Source organism: Neorhizobium alkalisoli, from assembly GCF_002968635.1.
In the GTDB taxonomy this organism is placed as follows: domain Bacteria; phylum Pseudomonadota; class Alphaproteobacteria; order Rhizobiales; family Rhizobiaceae; genus Neorhizobium; species Neorhizobium alkalisoli.
Map to the genome: position 1 here is coordinate 316,158 of NZ_PVBN01000005.1, position 16,569 is coordinate 332,726.

The window sequence follows — 16,569 nt, forward strand, 5'->3', positions numbered from 1 at the left end:
CCTTCTCAGGCCTTCTTCTCGCGCAGGCGGATGATCACATCCACATGGGCTATTTCCATGCCGTCCGGAGCTTCCGGCAGGTTGCCGATCTCCAGATTGCTTACAGGAATGTCCATCACTTCGTTTCGGCCTTCCACGAAGAAGTGGTGGTGGTCCGAGATATTGGTGTCGAAGTAGGTTTTGGCGCTCTCAACGGCAAGAACGCGGATCATGCCGGCTTCGGTAAACTGATGAAGCGTATTATAGACCGTGGCGAGCGACACCGGAACGCCTGCTGCCGTCGCCTCTTCGTGCAATTCCTCGACGGTCAGATGACGGTCGCCCTTGGCGAACAGCAGGTCGGCCAGCGCCACGCGCTGCCGGGTGGGACGCAGGCCGGAATGGCGCAATCTCGTCTCGATGTCAGTAATGGCTTCAGCCATAGTACCTGTCAGCTCCCACCGCTCACGTGAATATAAGGTATCTTGACTTTGCGATATAACTTTTACAGGGACCACTTTCAATACTTTCCGCAGGATACCCATCGCAACGCGCTGAAAATCACGTTATTTCCTTCACAAGCCTCTGGTTTGCGCCCATAGCTTCCTATATGCGAACCTGAATAGACGGATGTTCCCGCATCTGGCCGCCATCCCCGGGCGGAGTGCGGGATCGCCGTCGGCGCGCTTCAAATCCGACCGTTCTTGCAATAATGGTCAGACAATAAAAGGTCGAAGGCTCAACGGGGGGAACGGAATTTTATGGCAAGCAGACAGTCCAGCTTCTCTTACGACGAACTTATTGCCTGTGCACATGGCGAGCTATTCGGGCCTGGAAACGCACAGCTTCCCCTGCCGCCCATGCTGATGGTTCACCGCATCACGGATATCTCCGAAACGGGCGGCGCTTTCGACAAGGGCTACCTTCGGGCCGAATACGACGTGCGCCCCGACGACTGGTATTTTCCCTGCCACTTCGAAGGCAACCCGATCATGCCTGGCTGCCTCGGTCTCGATGGCATGTGGCAGCTGACGGGCTTCTTCCTGGGCTGGCTCGGCGAGGAAGGGCGCGGCATGGCGCTATCGACCGGCGAAGTGAAATTCAAGGGCATGATCCGCCCGCATACCAAGCTGATCGAATATGGGATCGACTTCAAGCGCGTCATGCGTGGCCGACTGGTGCTCGGCACCGCCGACGGCTGGCTGAAGGCGGATGGAGAAACCATTTATCAGGCAAGCGATCTCCGCGTGGGTCTGTCGAAGGAAAAGGCGGCCTGACGGCGGCTTCACGCCGAAACAGGATAGCAAGAAAAGGTTTTGATGAGATGAGACGGGTAGTTGTCACGGGTCTTGGTATCGTATCCTCAATCGGAAGCGATGCCGCCGAAGTCACCGAATCCTTGCGTCAGGCGAAGTCCGGCATTTCATTCTCCCCCGATTTTGCCGAGCACGGCTTCAAATGCCAGGTCTGGGGCAGACCCAATCTCGATCCGACGGATCTCGTCGACCGCCGCGCCATGCGCTTCCTTTCACAGGGCGGCGCCTGGAACCATGTCGCGATGAAGCAGGCGATTGCGGATTCGGGACTGGAGGAGAAGGACTACAGCGAGAACGAGCGCACCGGCATCGTCATGGGCTCGGGCGGTCCGTCCACACGGACCCTGATCGAAGCGGCGGAAATCACCGTCAAGAACAACAGCCCGAAACGGATCGGCCCGTTCGCCGTACCGAAGGCCATGTCTTCGACGGCCTCCGCGACGCTCGCAACCTGGTTCAAGATCCATGGCGTGAACTATTCCATTTCGTCGGCCTGCTCCACGTCGGCCCACTGCATCGGCAACGCGGCCGAGATGATCCAGTGGGGCAAGCAGGACGTGATGTTCGCAGGTGGCCATGAGGATCTGGATTGGACCATGTCCAACCTCTTCGACGCCATGGGCGCCATGTCGACGAAATACAACAATGATCCGGACAGGGCTTCGCGCGCCTACGACGTCGACCGTGACGGGTTCGTGATTGCCGGCGGTGCGGGCGTTCTCGTTCTGGAAGAACTGGAGCATGCGAAGGCCCGCGGCGCAAAGATCTACGCAGAAATCGTCGGCTACGGCGCTACTTCGGACGGGTACGACATGGTCGCCCCCTCCGGCGAGGGCGCCGTGCGCTGCATGCGTCAGGCGCTTTCGACCGTGAAGGGCGAAGTGGACTACATCAATACTCACGGAACCTCCACGCCGGTTGGTGATTCCAAGGAGATCGGCGCCATCCGTGAAGTGTTTGGCGCCAAGATGCCTCACATCCAGTCGACAAAGTCGCTAACCGGCCATTCGCTGGGCGGTGCCGGTGTACAGGAATCGATCTACAGCCTCCTGATGATGCAGGAAGGCTTCATCGGCGAGAGCGCCCATATCGAGAACCTCGATCCGGAATTCGAAGGCGTGCCGATCGTTCGTAGCCGCATCGACAATGCCAAGATCGATATTGCTCTTTCCAACTCCTTCGGGTTCGGCGGCACAAACGCCACGCTCGTCTTCCAGCGCTATAACGGATAATTCCATGACAGGAATCATGCAGGGGAAACGCGGCCTGATCATGGGGGTCGCCAACAATCATTCGATCGCCTGGGGCATATCCAAGGCGATCGCGGCGCAGGGGGCCGAACTCGCCTTCACCTTTCAGGGGGAGGCGCTCGGAAAACGCGTGAAGCCACTTGCAGCCGAACTCGGTTCCGATTTCATCGTGCCCTGTGACGTTGAAGACATCGCTTCGGTCGATGCCACTTTCGCGGCCATCAAGGAACGCTGGGGCACGCTGGACTTCCTCGTCCACGCCATCGGCTTTTCCGACAAGAACGAGCTGAAGGGCCTTTACGCCGACACGACGCGTGAAAACTTCAGCCGGACGATGGTCATTTCGTGCTTCTCGTTCACCGAAGTCGCGAAGCGCGCCGCCGAACTGATGCCGAACGGCGGGTCTATGCTGACGCTGACCTACAACGGCTCCCAGCGCGTCATTCCCAACTACAATGTCATGGGCGTCGCCAAGGCCGCTCTCGAAGCGTCTGTTCGTTATCTCGCCGCCGACTACGGTCCGCGCGACATCCGCGTCAACACCATCTCCGCCGGCCCCGTACGGACGCTGGCGGGCGCCGGCATTTCCGATGCGCGCGCGATCTATTCATGGAACCAGCAGAACGCCCCGTTGCGTCGCACGCCGACGATCGAGGATATCGGCGGATCCGCGCTTTACCTTCTGTCGGATCTCTCCCGCGGCGTCACCGGGGAAGTTCATTATGTCGACGCCGGCTACAGCATCACATCGCTGCCGACGCTCGACAAGCTTCGCAAGGCTGACGTGGAGTAGTCTCCCGATCTCGGGTATGACAAGAAAAAGACCCTGCCGACGATGTCGGCAGGGTCTTTTTCTTTTGACTTATTTCTTGGCCCAGAGAACCTTGAACCGTGCGTTACGGCAGGTCTCTCCGTGCTCTCGGAAGTCAGATGCCAGAACCGGCTCGTAGGGCAGGCCGCGATTGGCGACCAGCATCAATCGGCCGCCATTCTTGAGCGCAGCAGCCGCAGTCCGGATCATCGTCTTGCCGAGCTCGGGATCGGCCGCCTGAGCTTCATGAAACGGCGGATTCATGATCACCAGGTCGTATTTCTCCTTCGGGGGCTCCGCGCCCAGATCCTGCCAATAGAAACGGGCATTGAGCTCCGGGCAGTTGCGCGCGAGATTCTTCTTGGCGAATTCCAGCGCATGATGATCTGCCTCGAAAAGGTCTATGCGGTTTACCCGCGGAGACTTTTCCGCCAGCATCACCGACAGATATCCCCAGCCGGCGCCGAAATCGGCGGCGTTGCCGTCGAAATCCGTGGGCAGGCGGCTGGCCAGCAGTTCCGAACCCGGATCGATGCGGTCGTGGGAAAACATGCCGGGAGCGGCTTCGAACCGGCCTTCGACCGTTACGGGCTGCTTCTTCAGTACCTTGACCGCCGCATCGGCGTTTTCCGGTCGCGCGAACCACACGGCGACACCGTGGTATTTCGGCGTATAATCCAGCTCGATGCCGAGCTTCAGGAGCGTGTTTCGGAGCGGTTGAATGCCGTCTTCCTTGCCCCCGGCTATGACGATCATGCCCCCTGCCTGCACCCGCTCCAGAGCCTCTGCCACGCGGTTCTCATTCTCACCGCGATGCTTGCCGCAGAGAACCAGCGCCACGTCATAGCCCTCGCCCTCGGCCTCGGGAAAAGCACCTTCCCGCAGAGTGCGGAAAAGCGGTCGGAACGGCTGCACGGCCGTTATCTCGCCCGCGAACCCCTCAGGCAGAATACTGCCCCCTTCCGCGCCCAGGAAGATGACGCGTTCGCCTTCACGAGGCATGGGAACCGCCTCTGTGACAAAGGGATGGAGCAGGGTTTTCAAAGCGTCGCGGCTCATTGTCGTTCTCTGGCAGATCTCGGTTTCAGCTAAAGAAAAGGCGCGGAAGAGCTTCCGCGCCTCAATTTGTCTTTTTGGGAGGAAGGAAGCTTATTCGGCGGCTTCGCCGTCGGCCTTCTTCTTCTCCTGCGGGACTTCCTGACCGGTCGCCTGGTCGACAACCTTCATCGACAGGCGGACCTTGCCGCGCTCATCGAAGCCCATCAGCTTGACCCAGACCTTGTCGCCTTCCTTGACGACGTCCTGCGTCTTCGCAACGCGCTCGGAGGCGAGCTGCGAGATATGCACGAGGCCGTCGCGGGCGCCGAAGAAGTTCACGAAGGCGCCGAAATCGGCGGTCTTGACGACCGTGCCTTCGTAGATCTGGCCGACTTCCGGTTCGGCGACGATCGAGTGGATCCACTTGCGGGCCGCTTCGATCTCCTTGGCGGACGAGGAGGCGATCTTCACGGTGCCGTCGTCTTCGATGTTGATCTTGGCGCCGGTCTTTTCGACGATTTCGCGGATGACCTTGCCGCCCGAACCGATGACTTCGCGGATCTTGTCGACCGGAATGTTCATCACTTCAATGCGCGGTGCGAATTCGCCGAGCTGGCCGCGGCTTTCGGAGAGGGCATTCGCCATCTCGCCGAGGATGTGCTTGCGGCCGCCCTGGGCCTGGCTGAGAGCGACCTTCATGATCTCTTCGGTGATGCCCGCGATCTTGATGTCCATCTGCAGCGAGGTGATACCGTCGGAGGTACCGGCAACCTTGAAGTCCATATCGCCGAGATGATCTTCGTCGCCGAGGATATCGGAGAGAACAGCAAAGCGATCGCCTTCGAGGATCAGGCCCATGGCAATACCGGCAACCGGCTTTGCAAGCGGAACGCCGGCATCCATCAGGGCGAGCGAGGTGCCGCAAACGGTTGCCATCGAGGACGAGCCGTTGGACTCGGTGATTTCGGAGACGACGCGCAGCGTATAGGGGAACTGCTCGGCAGACGGCAGCATCGGGCGAATGGCGCGCCATGCAAGCTTGCCATGGCCGATTTCGCGACGGCCCGGGGAGCCCATGCGGCCGGTTTCACCAACCGAGTAGGGCGGGAAGTTGTAATGGAGCAGGAAGCGCTCCTTGTACATGCCGGTCAAGCTGTCGACATATTGCTCGTCTTCACCGGTGCCGAGCGTGGCAACGACGATCGCCTGCGTTTCACCACGGGTAAAGAGTGCCGAACCGTGGGTGCGCGGCAGAATGCCGACTTCCGAAACGATCGCGCGAACGGTTTCCAGATCACGGCCGTCGATACGGCTCTTGGTGTCGAGGATGTTCCAGCGGACGATCTTGGCCTGCAGATGCTTGAAGATGGCACCGACTTCTTCAGCCGTGTACTTCAGTTCGGCGACACCTTCCGGAAGGAAGTGAGCCTTGACCTTTGCCTTGACGGCATCGACAGCGGCGTAGCGCTCAGCCTTCTGGGTGTTCTTATAGGCTTCGCGAAGTTCGGCCTCGAAATGCTGAAGCATTTCCGCCTCGAGCGCGGAATAATCTTCCGGCTGGAAATCGCGCGGCTCTTTAGCGGCGACTTCGGCAAGCTTGATGATCGCATCGATCACCGGCTGGAAACCGCGGTGGCCGAACATGACGGCGCCGAGCATGATGTCTTCCGGAAGCTCCTTGGCTTCGGATTCAACCATCAGAACGGCATCCTGGGTACCGGCGACGACGAGGTCGAGGCTCGATTCGTCCATCTCATCGAGATGCGGGTTCAGCACGTATTCGCCATTGATGTAGCCGACGCGAGCGCCGCCGACCGGACCCATGAAGGGCACGCCCGAAAGGGTCAGCGCAGCCGAGGTCGCAACCATCGACAGGACGTCCGGGTTGTTTTCAAGGTCGTGCTGAACAACCGTCACGACGACCTGGGTATCGTTCTTGTAGCCTTCCGGGAAAAGCGGGCGGATCGGGCGGTCGATCAGGCGGGAAACGAGGGTTTCGTTTTCGCTCGGACGGCCTTCGCGCTTGAAATACCCGCCCGGGATCTTGCCGGCGGCATAGGTCTTTTCCTGATAGTTGACGGTCAGCGGGAAGAAATCCTGGCCAGGCTTCGGAGCCTTGGCGGAAACGACGGTGGCAAGAACGACGGTTTCGCCATAGGTGGCGAGCACAGCGCCGTCAGCCTGACGGGCGATCTTGCCCGTTTCAAGCTTCAGCGGGCGGCCGGCCCATTCGATTTCTACGGAGTGGGTATTGAACATGTCTTGTCCTTCAATGCGGAAGCACACGCACCGCCTGTTCCGGCGCAGCGCATGATCGACCGCAATCAATGTGACGCATCATGGGCAAGACAACAGGAGGCTTCTCAACCATCGGTCCCCTTTTAGGAAACCTGGCCAAAGCGATCTAGCTTTGGCCGAAAGCATCCGGCAATCCTGCCCCATGACAGGTCAGTGGTTGCTGGCGAAACCGGCCCATCCGGGCTCGCCGTCGGTTTGTGCCATGCTATTTAGCGCACAGCGAGTTATTGTCATCGGGCAAGGCCCGAAAAGCATTCGGCGGGCACCGTTTCCAGGCCCGCCGGAAGAGTTCTTAGCGACGGATACCCAGGCTGCCGATCAGCTTGGTGTAGCGCCCTTCGTCCTTCTTCTTGAGATAGTCAAGAAGCGAGCGGCGGCTCGAAACCAGCGTCAGGAGACCACGACGGGAGTGGTTGTCCTTCTTGTGGTCCTTGAAGTGTTCGGTCAGGTTGTTGATGCGTTCCGTGAGGATTGCGACCTGTACTTCCGGGGAACCCGTATCACCTTCGGTGGTAGCGTATTCCTTGATGAGGGCGGCTTTGCGCTCTACAGTGATCGACATCGTACGATCCTTTCTATGGAGAGGAATAAGGGACGCCAAAAGCCGGGATGTCGTCCAGCCTTGGCCATGAAAACGCAAAAGGAGCGCCAAAAGGCACCTTTATGCTGGCGCTGCCTATAAACCATTCACTGGCAGATTGGAAGAGCCGATGTTCAGGGCTAGGAACGGTCAGCCGAAGACCCGTTTCGGACGGAATTCGCCCTGTCCGATCTCGCCGATTGCGACCAGTTTTCCTCGCGCCGTCGCATAAGCCTCGGCTTCCGCCAGCGGAGCGTCGCGGCCGCGCAGGATCACGGGATTGCCCATCTTCAGGCGATGCGCCTGATCGTCGGTCACCGGCAGATGCGGCAGGTTCGAAAGCGCCTCCGCCGTATCGATCAGGAATTCATCGAGCGCGGCCAGACGTTCGTCGCGGTCTTCAATCGTTTCCAGCGCGACGAGATCGGCGAGCGGCACCATCTTATCCTCCCCGAAGGGAGCGACGAATGTACGGCGCAGCTCGGAAATGTGTCCGTAGCAGCCGAGATCACGGCCGAAATCACGAGCCAGAGCGCGAACATAGGTGCCCTTGCCGCATTCGACCTCGAAATGCGCCTTGTCGGCGCTCGTGCCGAGTAGCGTCAGACGGAAAATCTCCACCTCGCGAGACGGGATCTCGACCGTTTCGCCATCGCGGGCGAGGTCATAGGCGCGCTCGCCGGCAATCTTGATTGCCGAGAACTGCGGCGGGATCTGGCAGATCGTGCCGGTGTATTTCGGCAGCAGGTCGCGGATCGACTGTTCGTCGGGACGGGCGTCGGAATCGGCCGTGACTTCGCCTTCGAGGTCGTCGGTCGAGCGCTCTTCGCCCCAGCTGACTGCAAATTCATAGATCTTGCGGCCATCCATGACGTAAGGGACGGTCTTGGTCGCATCGCCGAGCGCGATCGGCAGCATGCCGGAGGCGAGCGGATCGAGCGTGCCTGCATGTCCGGCCTTCTGGGCGTTGAACAGCCACTTGATCTTGGAAACGGCTTCGGTCGAGCCGAAATCAATCGGCTTGTCGAGGATCAGCCAGCCGGAAACCGGCCGACCTTTGGGTTTGCGTGGTTTGGACATGCGTTCTCTGGTTATTCCTGGTCTTCACTCTCGCCATCGAGGTCCCGCTGGACCTCCGGCGAACGCAAGAGCTCATCGATTTTCTTGTAGTTGTCGAAACTGGTATCGTCGCGGAAGCGGACTTCCGGCATGTATTTCATCTGCCGGAGCTGACCGGCGAGCCGGCCTCGGATAAATTTGGCGTTGCGGTTCAGCGCGTCGATGACTGCCGCGTGATCCGGAAGCCCGAGCGGCGTCACGTAAGCCGTGGCGATCTTCAGATCGGGCGACATACGCACTTCGGACACGGAAATCACCGTCTTCTCGATCAGGTCGTCGCGCACGTCTCCGCGCTGCAGGACCTGGGTTATGGCGGCGCGGACCTGCTCGCCAACGCGAAGCATGCGCTGGGAAGGCGCCGAGGATGTAGCCTTGGTCATTTTTGTTTTCTCTTCCAAAGCGCCGTCGGGGCTCGTCCCATATCCGGCGCTACATCACGTAAAGGCGGTCCAAATGACCGAGACGCGGTCAAAGGTCAAGGCTTTAGGTGCAGCTATCTCAATGCGGAGCGCAATCCCCCAACCTCAAGCGAGCTTTTCCAGGTAGGGCAAATCGTGCGGATGGATCTGTCGCGTCACCAGTGTAATCCGGTCTATCGCCCGCTCCCGCGAGACCTGAAGATGCCGCTTGAGCGACTGCGCAGCCTCCTCGGTCTTTCCGGCCTGAAGGCGCTCGACGATTTCCAGATGTTCGGCGAGGAACGGCTCCGTCCCAAAGAGCCGCGGCATCCATTGATATAGGAACCGGTGCGTGACGAGGAGCGCCTGCGGCAGGCTGATGGCCTGCATCAGGGTGCGGCTTTCGCAGTTTCCGAGCAGCGTGATATGCAACTCCTCCTCCAGACGATCGAGATCCGGGCCGGTGAGTTCGCCTGCCTTCTCCACGGCCGCCTCCAGATTGGCACGCATGCCGGCGATAAATTGCGGCGAAGTCTTCGCCGCGGCCTTTTCCAGCGCCACCGGCTCCAGAAGCCACCGCAGCTCATAGAGTTCGCCTACATAGTCAGGTGTCATAGCCGGCGCGATCCACCGCGAACGCTCGTCCTTGCGAATGATGCCGCGCTGCTGCAACCGACCGACGACATCACGAGCCACAGTGCGGCTGACATCATAAAAACGGGCGAGTTCCGTCTCGTTGACCCGCCAGCCGGCAAAGGAGCACCGGGCTGCAATCTCGCTTTCCACCTCGCCATAGATCTTCTCCCAGCTGGAGAATTGCGTAAGGCGAAGGTCTTCAGCGGGCCGAACGAGCGCAATGGCTTCCGCGCCGCCGAAGGCGTTCGGGCGCACGGCGTAACCACGACCGGAGGATTTTTCGAGAAGCCCGCGTCGTTCCAGCTCGACCAGGGCCTGCCGGGCAGGAGCACGACTGATCTTGAACTGTTCGGCCACGGAAGATTCGTTGAGGCGTACACCAGCCGCCAAACTGCCCTGCGCGATGTGGCCGGCGAGAATTTCAAAAACCTGCTGATATAGACGCGGGGCAGTGCCTGCCGCCGGCCTCTGCCGTTCCACGCTGCCCATGCGCGCCGTCTCCCGTCCGCGATCGTCTTGAGACCGCGATATTTGCCTTTTAAATTTTACCAGTTCGCTCGCCGGCATTCAATTCACGCGCACAACCATGCAGCCAAATAAGCGGCATAAAGTTCTTGCTACAATCATCACGATGTCTAGTGTACACATAATACATTAATACACAGAGTTGCCCGAGCAGGACGAAGCTATGAACACCAAGCAAAGAGCCGAAGAGGTCGTCATGCGCGTCTCTATCGAAGACGCCGATCGGTTTTGCCGAGCGGTACTCCTTGCCGCGGGAGCCGATGAAGCCACGACCGATGCCGCCACGCGCGCGATGATGCACGGCTCCCGGCTCGGCGTCGACAGCCACGGGATAAGGCTTCTTGATCACTATGTAGCCGCCATGACGGGAGGGAGGGTCGATCCGCGGCCCGACATTCGCATCAACCAGACCGGGGCCGCCGTGGCCTCGCTCGACGCAGGCCACGGCCATGGCGCGCTTGCTGCCTATCGGGCCATGGAAAAGGCTGTCGAACTTGCCGAAACCGCTGGCATCGGTGCCGTCTCCATCCGCAACAGTTCGCATTTCGGACCGGCCGGCGCCTATGCGCTGGAGGCGGCCGCGAAAGGCTATATCGGCGGCGCCTTCTGCAACTCGGACAGCTTTGTTCGCCTGCACGATGGCGCGATGCGCTTTCACGGCACCAACCCGATTTCCTTCGCCGTACCCGTTCACGGCCAAAACCCATGGTTCCTGGATATGGCAACGAGCGCCATACCCTATAACCGCGTGAAGCTGTATCGCAGCCTCGGACGAGAACTTCCCCCCGCGGTCGCGTCGGATATCGAAGGCAAGGACACGCAGGATCCGTCGCTTGTGGAAATGCTGGCGCCACTCGGCGCGGAATTCGGTTTCAAGGGCGCGGGGCTGGCGGGCCTTGTGGAAATCCTGAGCGCCGTTCTTTCCGGCATGGGGTTGAGTTTCGACCTGCTGCCGATGAACGGGCCGGACTTTTCCACGCCCCGCGCCCTTGGCGCCTTTGTTCTGGCCATAAAACCCGGCGCCTTCGTTTCCGAAGAGGTCTTTCAGATCGGCATGCAACGTTACCTGGAGGTGCTGCGCACTTCGCCCGCACGAGAAGGTATGCAGGTCATGGCACCGGGAGACCGGGAATGGGCGGTCGCGGAAGAACGCCGGCAGCACGGCATACCGCTCGATCCGGCGACCCGCGAGGCTTTCACCAAATTCGTCGAACAATACGGATTGCAAGCGCCACCTCTGACGCCATGAAGACGACCGACGGAGAAGCCGGCTTCTTCTTGGCTGTAAGAGAATTCTGCCCTTCCCCGCTGGTAAAAGTCAGAAGAGCGCGTCCTCGATGTCCTCGTCGGACATGACCGCCGCAACGGCGGCAATCTCCACCGGCGGAGCCGTGCCCAGCACCTCGGCATGCAGTTCGCGTTCCGCAACCATGGTGTAGAGACGGGCTATGCGGGCGCCGAGATCGGCGAGCGGTTCGTCAATACCCGGCGCTTCGGACACGGGACCATCAAGCTCAAGTTCCCGGGCGCAGGAGCGCAGCACTTCCCCAAGCTCGGCATTGAAGTTGAGGCGCGCCAGCGACGCGTCCATCTGGCCGACCGCCGTCTTGCTCTGATCACCGAGTGCCGCCATCTGGGCATCCATCCGGTCACCCACCGCGCGAATATTTTCGAGCGCCGTCGTCAGGCGCAGATCGAGACATTCCTCTTCGTTTTCACCCTGGCCGCCAATCAGCTTGTTGGAAGCGGCCTCCAACGTGTGGAGTTCTGCGAGAATCTTCTCGGCCGTCTCGTCAAGCAGGGCGGCAAAATTCCTGAGTTCGGCGGTGACGACGTTGATTGCCCTGCCCTCTTCGCCGATCTTGCCGCAACGCAGGTTCGTGTTGAGCGCCATGTAGTGGATGTCCGTGCGCACTGCGCGGACGACCCCGATACCGTTCAGCAATTCCTGCACCGTCCGGCCGGTCGAACGGCTCAGTTCGCTTGCCTGGCGGGCAACGCCCTCCACGTCCCTTACGGCGCTGCGGGCAGCCGCAACGCTGTTTTCCAGCTCGCGGATCGCGCTGTCGCTTCCGCCGGTGCCGTTCTCGGCCACTGCGGTGCGCAGTGCCTCGATCTCCGACAGGTCAGAGCGAAAGCTTGCAACGGTCGCAACGATTTTCGTCGTGTCCCGATCGAAATCGGAGATCGATTGGTTGAGCTGCTGTGATACCAGCATCCGGATAATCAATGACAGGCTCTCGCGCTGCTCTGCGTTCAATTCTGTCGCAGCGGACGATTGCAGGTAGTCCGACAGGATCCGCAGGCTCGCCTGGCAATGTTCGATACGCTGGCGGGTAATGTCGCCGACCTGCATCGCCGAAAGCGTAGCGGCCAGCTTCATCTGAATGGCGCCGGCGACGGTGCGCACCCTGGCGGCGCGTTCGACCAGCGACTTGCGGTGTTTGCCTATCTCCGCGGCCCCTTCCGTGAGGCCTTCCACGATGCGCGGCACCGTCTTGTCATAACTTGCCAGAGTTGCCTTGCCTTTGACCATGACTGGACCGAGGCCCTGGCCAAGCGTGCTGAGCTTGCCGGCAAAGTCGTTGACCTGTCGCGTGCCCTCCTGAATCCTTTCCAAGATTTCCTCGGCGAAACCGGCAAAGTCGGCGATACCGGCCCCGGTGATCTTGGCGGTCACGGCAAAGGTTCTCAGGTAGCGCAGCGTCTCCTGCATTTCCTCGATCTGCGGCTGAAGCTTGCGTTCCGTCAGGGCGATTTCCTGAAACCCCACCTGGCGGGCAGTTTCCAGTCCGGTCAGATGCGACAACCGGTCAACGGTATTCTTCAGCTCCGCCATGGTGGCGTTTGCCGTTCCCTCATCAAGCGAACCCGTCAACTGATCGAGTGAACTTATCAGCTTGTTGAGCACGTCGAGAATAGACAGAAGTGCGGCGCCGCCCTCGAGGAATCGTTCCTCGATACGCGACCGGGCCGCTTCCATGCGGTCAACAAAGAACAGAATGCCCTCCGAGCTTTCCGCGACCTCAAAAATGGGTGCCCTGACAGCCACTTTGCCTCACCTTCCAGCCCTCGTGGGGCTCTCACCTGCCGAAATTCGGGCGATAAACTCGCCTGCATTTTTTTGGGACACTGCCACACCAGAAAGTCGTGGCATGGATTTGCCCTGCGCAGGGACCGATCTTTGGGTGAAGGGGTTAATTCCGACGAAACAGATCGCCGGTTTTGCCACTTGTAGTTAATTTTCTGTCCAGAGAATGAATGCAAATTACAACTTATTATTATTATGCCGCGAGATTTCGCCACGGGCCATTAACATCCCATTAACGATGCAAGCCCAGAGTTTCGCGAGTATTTCAGCTGTTACAGATTATATTGAGGTCAGATGTCTCTCGCCGATTTTAAGGAAGATTGCTTTCAGCTGCCACCGAACCTGACGGTACGTGCGATAGGTACGGTCCGGCAGGAAATGCTCCAGCTGATCGACAAGCACAAATCCACAACTATTGCGATTACGGGTGACTGTCAGGTGGACATCAGCTTTGTCCAGCTCATGGAAGCTGCGCGCATCTACGCCGGCTCCGCCGGAAAAAACATCGCGCTCGCCGAGCCCGCAAACGGCCCGCTGCTCGATGTCCTGAAACGCAGTGGCTTTCTGGAAGGAATGTCCGCTGACGATGCAAAATTCTGGCTTCATCAAGGGGGAATTCAATGAGCGCCAGTATCCTCACGGTCGATGACTCCGCCAGTATCCGGCTGACGACGCGCGTTGCTCTCAGCAATGCGGGTTACCAAATCACCGAAGCCGTGGACGGCATGGACGGGATCGCCAAGCTCAATGCCGGCCAATTCGATCTGATCGTTACCGACCTCAATATGCCGAACATGGACGGCCTGACGATGATCCGCGAGTTGCGCAAGATGCCGGCTCACATGGGGGTCCCGGTGATCTTCCTGACGACGGAATCCGACAACGACATGAAGCAGCAGGCCAAGGCCGCTGGCGCCACCGGCTGGCTGACAAAGCCTTTCGACCCGGAGAGCCTCGTGAAAATCGTCCGAAAGGTGCTTGGCAAATGAGCTTTCCTGATCCTATCGCGGTTTTCAGAACGGAAGCGGCCGAGCTTCTGGAGCAGATCGAGGCGGGCCTTCTCGACCTGAACGTAAACCTCGGCGACAAGGATCAGATAGACGCGGTCTTCCGCGGTCTCCACACATTGAAGGGCTCCGGAGCCATGTTCGGCTTCGAGGCCCTCGCCGCCTTTACCCATCACTGCGAAACGGCCTTCGATCGCGTCCGCAAGGGTGAAGTGCCGGCAACCCAGGCACTGGTCACCGCCGTTCTTGAAGCGAAGGACCACATGCGGGCCCTGGTGGAAACACCGGCCGGCGACCATGAGGCAACCAGCGAAGCGCTGCTCGCAAACCTGAGGGCGGCCGTCGACGGCGCGAAAAGTCCGGGCGTACATCAGGCCGCGGCCCCTGCGCAGACTCTCTTCAAGATCCGCTTCAGCCTGCCGCAGAATGCGATGGCGAACGGCACCAATCCCCTTCCGTTGCTTGACGAGTTGCGCGAGCTTGGCGAGTGCACGATCGTCGCCGACCGGTCCGCCATTCCGTCACTCGATCTTCTCTCACCCACGGATCTCCATATCTCCTGGAATGTGGAACTGCTGACGTCCCAGCCCCGCTCGGCGATCGAGGATGTCTTCATCTTCGTCATGGACGACATGCGGCTCGAAATCACGGTGGTCGAGGCCGTCACTGCCGCGGCAAAATCCCCGGAAAAGCCGGCGACACCGATCCAGGCGGCCGAGCCAGTCGCAGCGGAGCCGGCGCCCGTCACCGTCTCAGCCCCGCGCGTACCAGCACCCATGACTGCCGCTCCGGCCCCAACCGATGCCAAGGCCAACAAGGCCTCCGAAAATGTCCGCGTGCCGGCGGAAAAACTCGACGAACTGATGGATCGGGTCGGGGAGCTGGTCATCGCCCAGTCCCGCCTCAGCCAGCTTGCGGGCGGCAGCGGCGATCTGCAGCTGCGCGCCGTCTCGGAAGACGTGGAGCGCCTCTCCGGGGAACTCCGGGATACCATGATGGTGCTGCGCATGGTGCCCGTCACGCAGCTCTTCGGCCGGTTTCGCCGCCTTGTGCATGACCTTTCCCATGAAACCGGGAAGATGATCGAGCTCGTCACCGAGGGTGAAAGCACCGAAGTCGACAAAAGCGTCATCGAACGGCTCGCGGATCCGCTCGTCCATCTTGTCCGCAATTCCTGTGATCACGGGCTCGAAACGCCGGATGAACGCCGTGCTGCGGGCAAACCTCAGGCAGGCCGGATCATGCTCTCCGCCCGCCAGCAGGCCGGCGAGGTCATCATCACCATCAAGGACGACGGTCGCGGCATCAACCGGGAGCGCGTGCGGGCGAAAGCGGAAGCATCCGGCCTCATCCAGCCGAACGCGAACCTTACCGATCAGGAACTCTATCAGCTTATCTTCCAGCCGGGCTTTTCGACGGCCCAGCAGGTCACCAACCTCTCCGGCCGCGGCGTCGGCATGGACGTGGTCAAGCGGACCATTGATGCACTGCGCGGCACGATCAACGTGATCAGCCATCCGGGCGAAGGCTCCGAAATCTCGCTCGCAATCCCTCTGACGCTGGCGATCATCGACGGCCTGCTCGTCCGTGTCGGCGCCGGCAGATACGTCATTCCTCTCTCGGCCGTCGAAGAATGCCTGGAACTGTCGATCGAGGAAGACATGCGTTCGCGCGGACGCAGCTTCATCTCGCTGCGCGACAGCCTGGTGCCTTTCCTCCGGCTCCGCGATCTCTTCCGCACGGGCACCAAGCCCGATCCTTTCCAGAAAGTGGTGGTCATTTCGACCGGCTCGGAACGTGTGGGCCTGGTGGTCGACCAGATCATCGGCGACCATCAGACCGTCATCAAGGCCATGTCCAAACTGCACCACGACGTCGCAACCTTCTCCGGCGCAACCATCCTCGGCGACGGTGACGTGGCGCTGATCCTCGACGTCGGACACCTGGTGGCGGAAGGACAACAACAGGAGGCGCATCTGCGGGCGGCGGGATGAACGAAGCAGTCAGAAAGATTTCGAAAGACCTTTGGAACGGCCGTGACGAGCTGGAAGTCCTCACATTCGACATCGCCGGCGAGATGTTCGCGCTGGAAGCCGTGATCGTACAGGAAATCCTGGATCTCCTGCCCGAGACCGTGGTGCCGGGGGCCAAGGCCTTCGTCGGCTGCGTGATCAATTTTCGCGGCAAGGTAATCCCGCTCGCCGACATACGGCTCGCTTTCGGTATGGAAGCGACGAAACCGACGATCGACAGCCGCATCATCGTCATCGCGATCAACATCGACGGCGAACCTGTTCTTGCGGGCATCCGCACGGACAAGGTGCACGAGGTGACGACACTCCTTCGTGCTGCGGGCGAGCCGCCGCCGAGTGTCGGAATGCGCTGGCGGCCGGACTTCATCGAATGCCTTGTGAAGCGAGGGACGGAATTCATCATCGTCCCCAATCTCAACGCGATTTTTGCCGCCGAGGCAGATCGCACCGGTTCATCCATCTCCCACGGCTCAGCACAAAGGTGAGAC

Annotated in this window: 16 protein-coding genes; 8 read left to right on the forward strand and 8 right to left on the reverse strand. The window is 60.3% G+C overall.

Annotated elements, in window-relative coordinates:
* Positions 1 to 5: 5 nt before the first annotated feature.
* Complete coding sequence (irrA, locus tag C5L13_RS13935; RefSeq protein WP_105383879.1) at positions 6 to 422, reverse strand: iron response transcriptional regulator IrrA; 417 nt, start codon at positions 420 to 422, stop codon at positions 6 to 8.
* A gap of 318 nt (positions 423 to 740) precedes the next feature.
* On the opposite strand from irrA, the gene fabA reads away from it, so the two are divergent.
* The 3 genes from fabA to fabI are packed head-to-tail and all read left to right on the forward strand — an operon-like array spanning position 741 to position 3,338.
* Positions 741 to 1,256 (forward strand): 3-hydroxyacyl-[acyl-carrier-protein] dehydratase FabA, encoded by a 516-nt coding sequence (gene fabA, locus C5L13_RS13940; protein ID WP_105383880.1) that lies wholly within the window; start codon positions 741 to 743, stop codon positions 1,254 to 1,256.
* A gap of 47 nt (positions 1,257 to 1,303) precedes the next feature.
* A complete protein-coding gene (gene fabB, locus C5L13_RS13945) occupies positions 1,304 to 2,527 on the forward strand; it encodes a beta-ketoacyl-ACP synthase I (protein ID WP_105383881.1) in 1,224 nt (407 codons plus the stop codon).
* A gap of 4 nt (positions 2,528 to 2,531) precedes the next feature.
* Positions 2,532 to 3,338 carry an enoyl-ACP reductase FabI gene (fabI, locus tag C5L13_RS13950; protein WP_105383882.1) on the forward strand — a complete coding sequence of 269 codons (807 nt, stop codon included), beginning with the start codon at positions 2,532 to 2,534 and terminating at the stop codon, positions 3,336 to 3,338.
* A gap of 69 nt (positions 3,339 to 3,407) precedes the next feature.
* Here the strand turns inward: fabI and C5L13_RS13955 are convergent, their stop codons facing one another.
* The 6 genes from C5L13_RS13955 to C5L13_RS13980 form a co-directional block, all read right to left on the reverse strand.
* Positions 3,408 to 4,415, reverse strand: coding sequence for a class I SAM-dependent methyltransferase (locus tag C5L13_RS13955; protein WP_105383883.1), 1,008 nt, complete (start codon positions 4,413 to 4,415; stop codon positions 3,408 to 3,410).
* A 90-nt stretch (positions 4,416 to 4,505) separates the two neighbouring features.
* A complete protein-coding gene (gene pnp, locus C5L13_RS13960) occupies positions 4,506 to 6,722 on the reverse strand; it encodes a polyribonucleotide nucleotidyltransferase (RefSeq protein WP_407070425.1) in 2,217 nt (738 codons plus the stop codon).
* Between the two features lie 262 nt (positions 6,723 to 6,984).
* Positions 6,985 to 7,254 carry a 30S ribosomal protein S15 gene (rpsO, locus tag C5L13_RS13965; protein WP_105383885.1) on the reverse strand — a complete coding sequence of 90 codons (270 nt, stop codon included), beginning with the start codon at positions 7,252 to 7,254 and terminating at the stop codon, positions 6,985 to 6,987.
* Positions 7,255 to 7,422: 168 nt separating this feature from the next.
* Positions 7,423 to 8,352, reverse strand: coding sequence for a tRNA pseudouridine(55) synthase TruB (gene truB, locus C5L13_RS13970; protein ID WP_105383886.1), 930 nt, complete (start codon positions 8,350 to 8,352; stop codon positions 7,423 to 7,425).
* A gap of 11 nt (positions 8,353 to 8,363) precedes the next feature.
* Positions 8,364 to 8,771 (reverse strand): 30S ribosome-binding factor RbfA, encoded by a 408-nt coding sequence (rbfA, locus tag C5L13_RS13975; RefSeq protein WP_105383887.1) that lies wholly within the window; start codon positions 8,769 to 8,771, stop codon positions 8,364 to 8,366.
* A 144-nt stretch (positions 8,772 to 8,915) separates the two neighbouring features.
* Positions 8,916 to 9,914, reverse strand: a complete 999-nt coding sequence (locus C5L13_RS13980) for a GntR family transcriptional regulator (protein ID WP_105383888.1) — start codon at positions 9,912 to 9,914, stop codon at positions 8,916 to 8,918.
* A gap of 199 nt (positions 9,915 to 10,113) precedes the next feature.
* Here C5L13_RS13980 and C5L13_RS13985 point away from each other — a divergent pair, with 199 nt between their 5' ends.
* A complete protein-coding gene (locus C5L13_RS13985; protein ID WP_245571253.1) occupies positions 10,114 to 11,199 on the forward strand; it encodes an Ldh family oxidoreductase in 1,086 nt (361 codons plus the stop codon).
* Positions 11,200 to 11,268: 69 nt separating this feature from the next.
* Here C5L13_RS13985 and C5L13_RS13990 read toward each other — a convergent pair whose 3' ends face one another.
* The gene (locus tag C5L13_RS13990; RefSeq protein ID WP_105383889.1) at positions 11,269 to 13,002 is read right to left on the reverse strand and encodes a hypothetical protein; all 1,734 of its coding nucleotides are present in this window, start codon (positions 13,000 to 13,002) and stop codon (positions 11,269 to 11,271) included.
* Between the two features lie 333 nt (positions 13,003 to 13,335).
* Between C5L13_RS13990 and C5L13_RS13995 the strand changes: the two genes are divergently transcribed.
* Genes C5L13_RS13995 through C5L13_RS14010 form a run of 4 tightly spaced genes read left to right on the forward strand, consistent with a single transcriptional unit; the run spans position 13,336 to position 16,566 of the window.
* A complete protein-coding gene (locus C5L13_RS13995; protein ID WP_105383890.1) occupies positions 13,336 to 13,665 on the forward strand; it encodes a hypothetical protein in 330 nt (109 codons plus the stop codon).
* The gene (locus C5L13_RS14000) at positions 13,662 to 14,030 is read left to right on the forward strand and encodes a response regulator (RefSeq protein WP_105373556.1); all 369 of its coding nucleotides are present in this window, start codon (positions 13,662 to 13,664) and stop codon (positions 14,028 to 14,030) included. Before C5L13_RS13995 ends, C5L13_RS14000 begins: the two co-directional genes overlap by 4 nt.
* Positions 14,027 to 16,042, forward strand: coding sequence for a chemotaxis protein CheA (locus C5L13_RS14005; RefSeq protein ID WP_105383891.1), 2,016 nt, complete (start codon positions 14,027 to 14,029; stop codon positions 16,040 to 16,042). The genes C5L13_RS14000 and C5L13_RS14005 overlap by 4 nt, the downstream gene beginning before the upstream one ends.
* Positions 16,039 to 16,566, forward strand: coding sequence for a chemotaxis protein CheW (locus tag C5L13_RS14010; RefSeq protein ID WP_105383892.1), 528 nt, complete (start codon positions 16,039 to 16,041; stop codon positions 16,564 to 16,566). The genes C5L13_RS14005 and C5L13_RS14010 overlap by 4 nt, the downstream gene beginning before the upstream one ends.
* Positions 16,567 to 16,569 lie beyond the last annotated feature (3 nt).

Coding starts and splice junctions, on each gene's coding strand:
- C5L13_RS14010 (WP_105383892.1), top strand. CDS start 16,039: ATGAACGAAGCAGTCAGAAAGATTTCGAAAGACCTTTGGAACGGCCGT.
- C5L13_RS14005 (WP_105383891.1), top strand. CDS start 14,027: ATGAGCTTTCCTGATCCTATCGCGGTTTTCAGAACGGAAGCGGCCGAG.
- rbfA (WP_105383887.1), bottom strand. CDS start 8,771: ATGACCAAGGCTACATCCTCGGCGCCTTCCCAGCGCATGCTTCGCGTT.
- fabA (WP_105383880.1), top strand. CDS start 741: ATGGCAAGCAGACAGTCCAGCTTCTCTTACGACGAACTTATTGCCTGT.
- C5L13_RS13980 (WP_105383888.1), bottom strand. CDS start 9,914: ATGGGCAGCGTGGAACGGCAGAGGCCGGCGGCAGGCACTGCCCCGCGT.
- truB (WP_105383886.1), bottom strand. CDS start 8,352: ATGTCCAAACCACGCAAACCCAAAGGTCGGCCGGTTTCCGGCTGGCTG.
- C5L13_RS13985 (WP_245571253.1), top strand. CDS start 10,114: ATGAACACCAAGCAAAGAGCCGAAGAGGTCGTCATGCGCGTCTCTATC.
- fabB (WP_105383881.1), top strand. CDS start 1,304: ATGAGACGGGTAGTTGTCACGGGTCTTGGTATCGTATCCTCAATCGGA.
- rpsO (WP_105383885.1), bottom strand. CDS start 7,254: ATGTCGATCACTGTAGAGCGCAAAGCCGCCCTCATCAAGGAATACGCT.
- C5L13_RS13995 (WP_105383890.1), top strand. CDS start 13,336: ATGTCTCTCGCCGATTTTAAGGAAGATTGCTTTCAGCTGCCACCGAAC.
- fabI (WP_105383882.1), top strand. CDS start 2,532: ATGACAGGAATCATGCAGGGGAAACGCGGCCTGATCATGGGGGTCGCC.
- irrA (WP_105383879.1), bottom strand. CDS start 422: ATGGCTGAAGCCATTACTGACATCGAGACGAGATTGCGCCATTCCGGC.
- C5L13_RS13955 (WP_105383883.1), bottom strand. CDS start 4,415: ATGAGCCGCGACGCTTTGAAAACCCTGCTCCATCCCTTTGTCACAGAG.
- C5L13_RS14000 (WP_105373556.1), top strand. CDS start 13,662: ATGAGCGCCAGTATCCTCACGGTCGATGACTCCGCCAGTATCCGGCTG.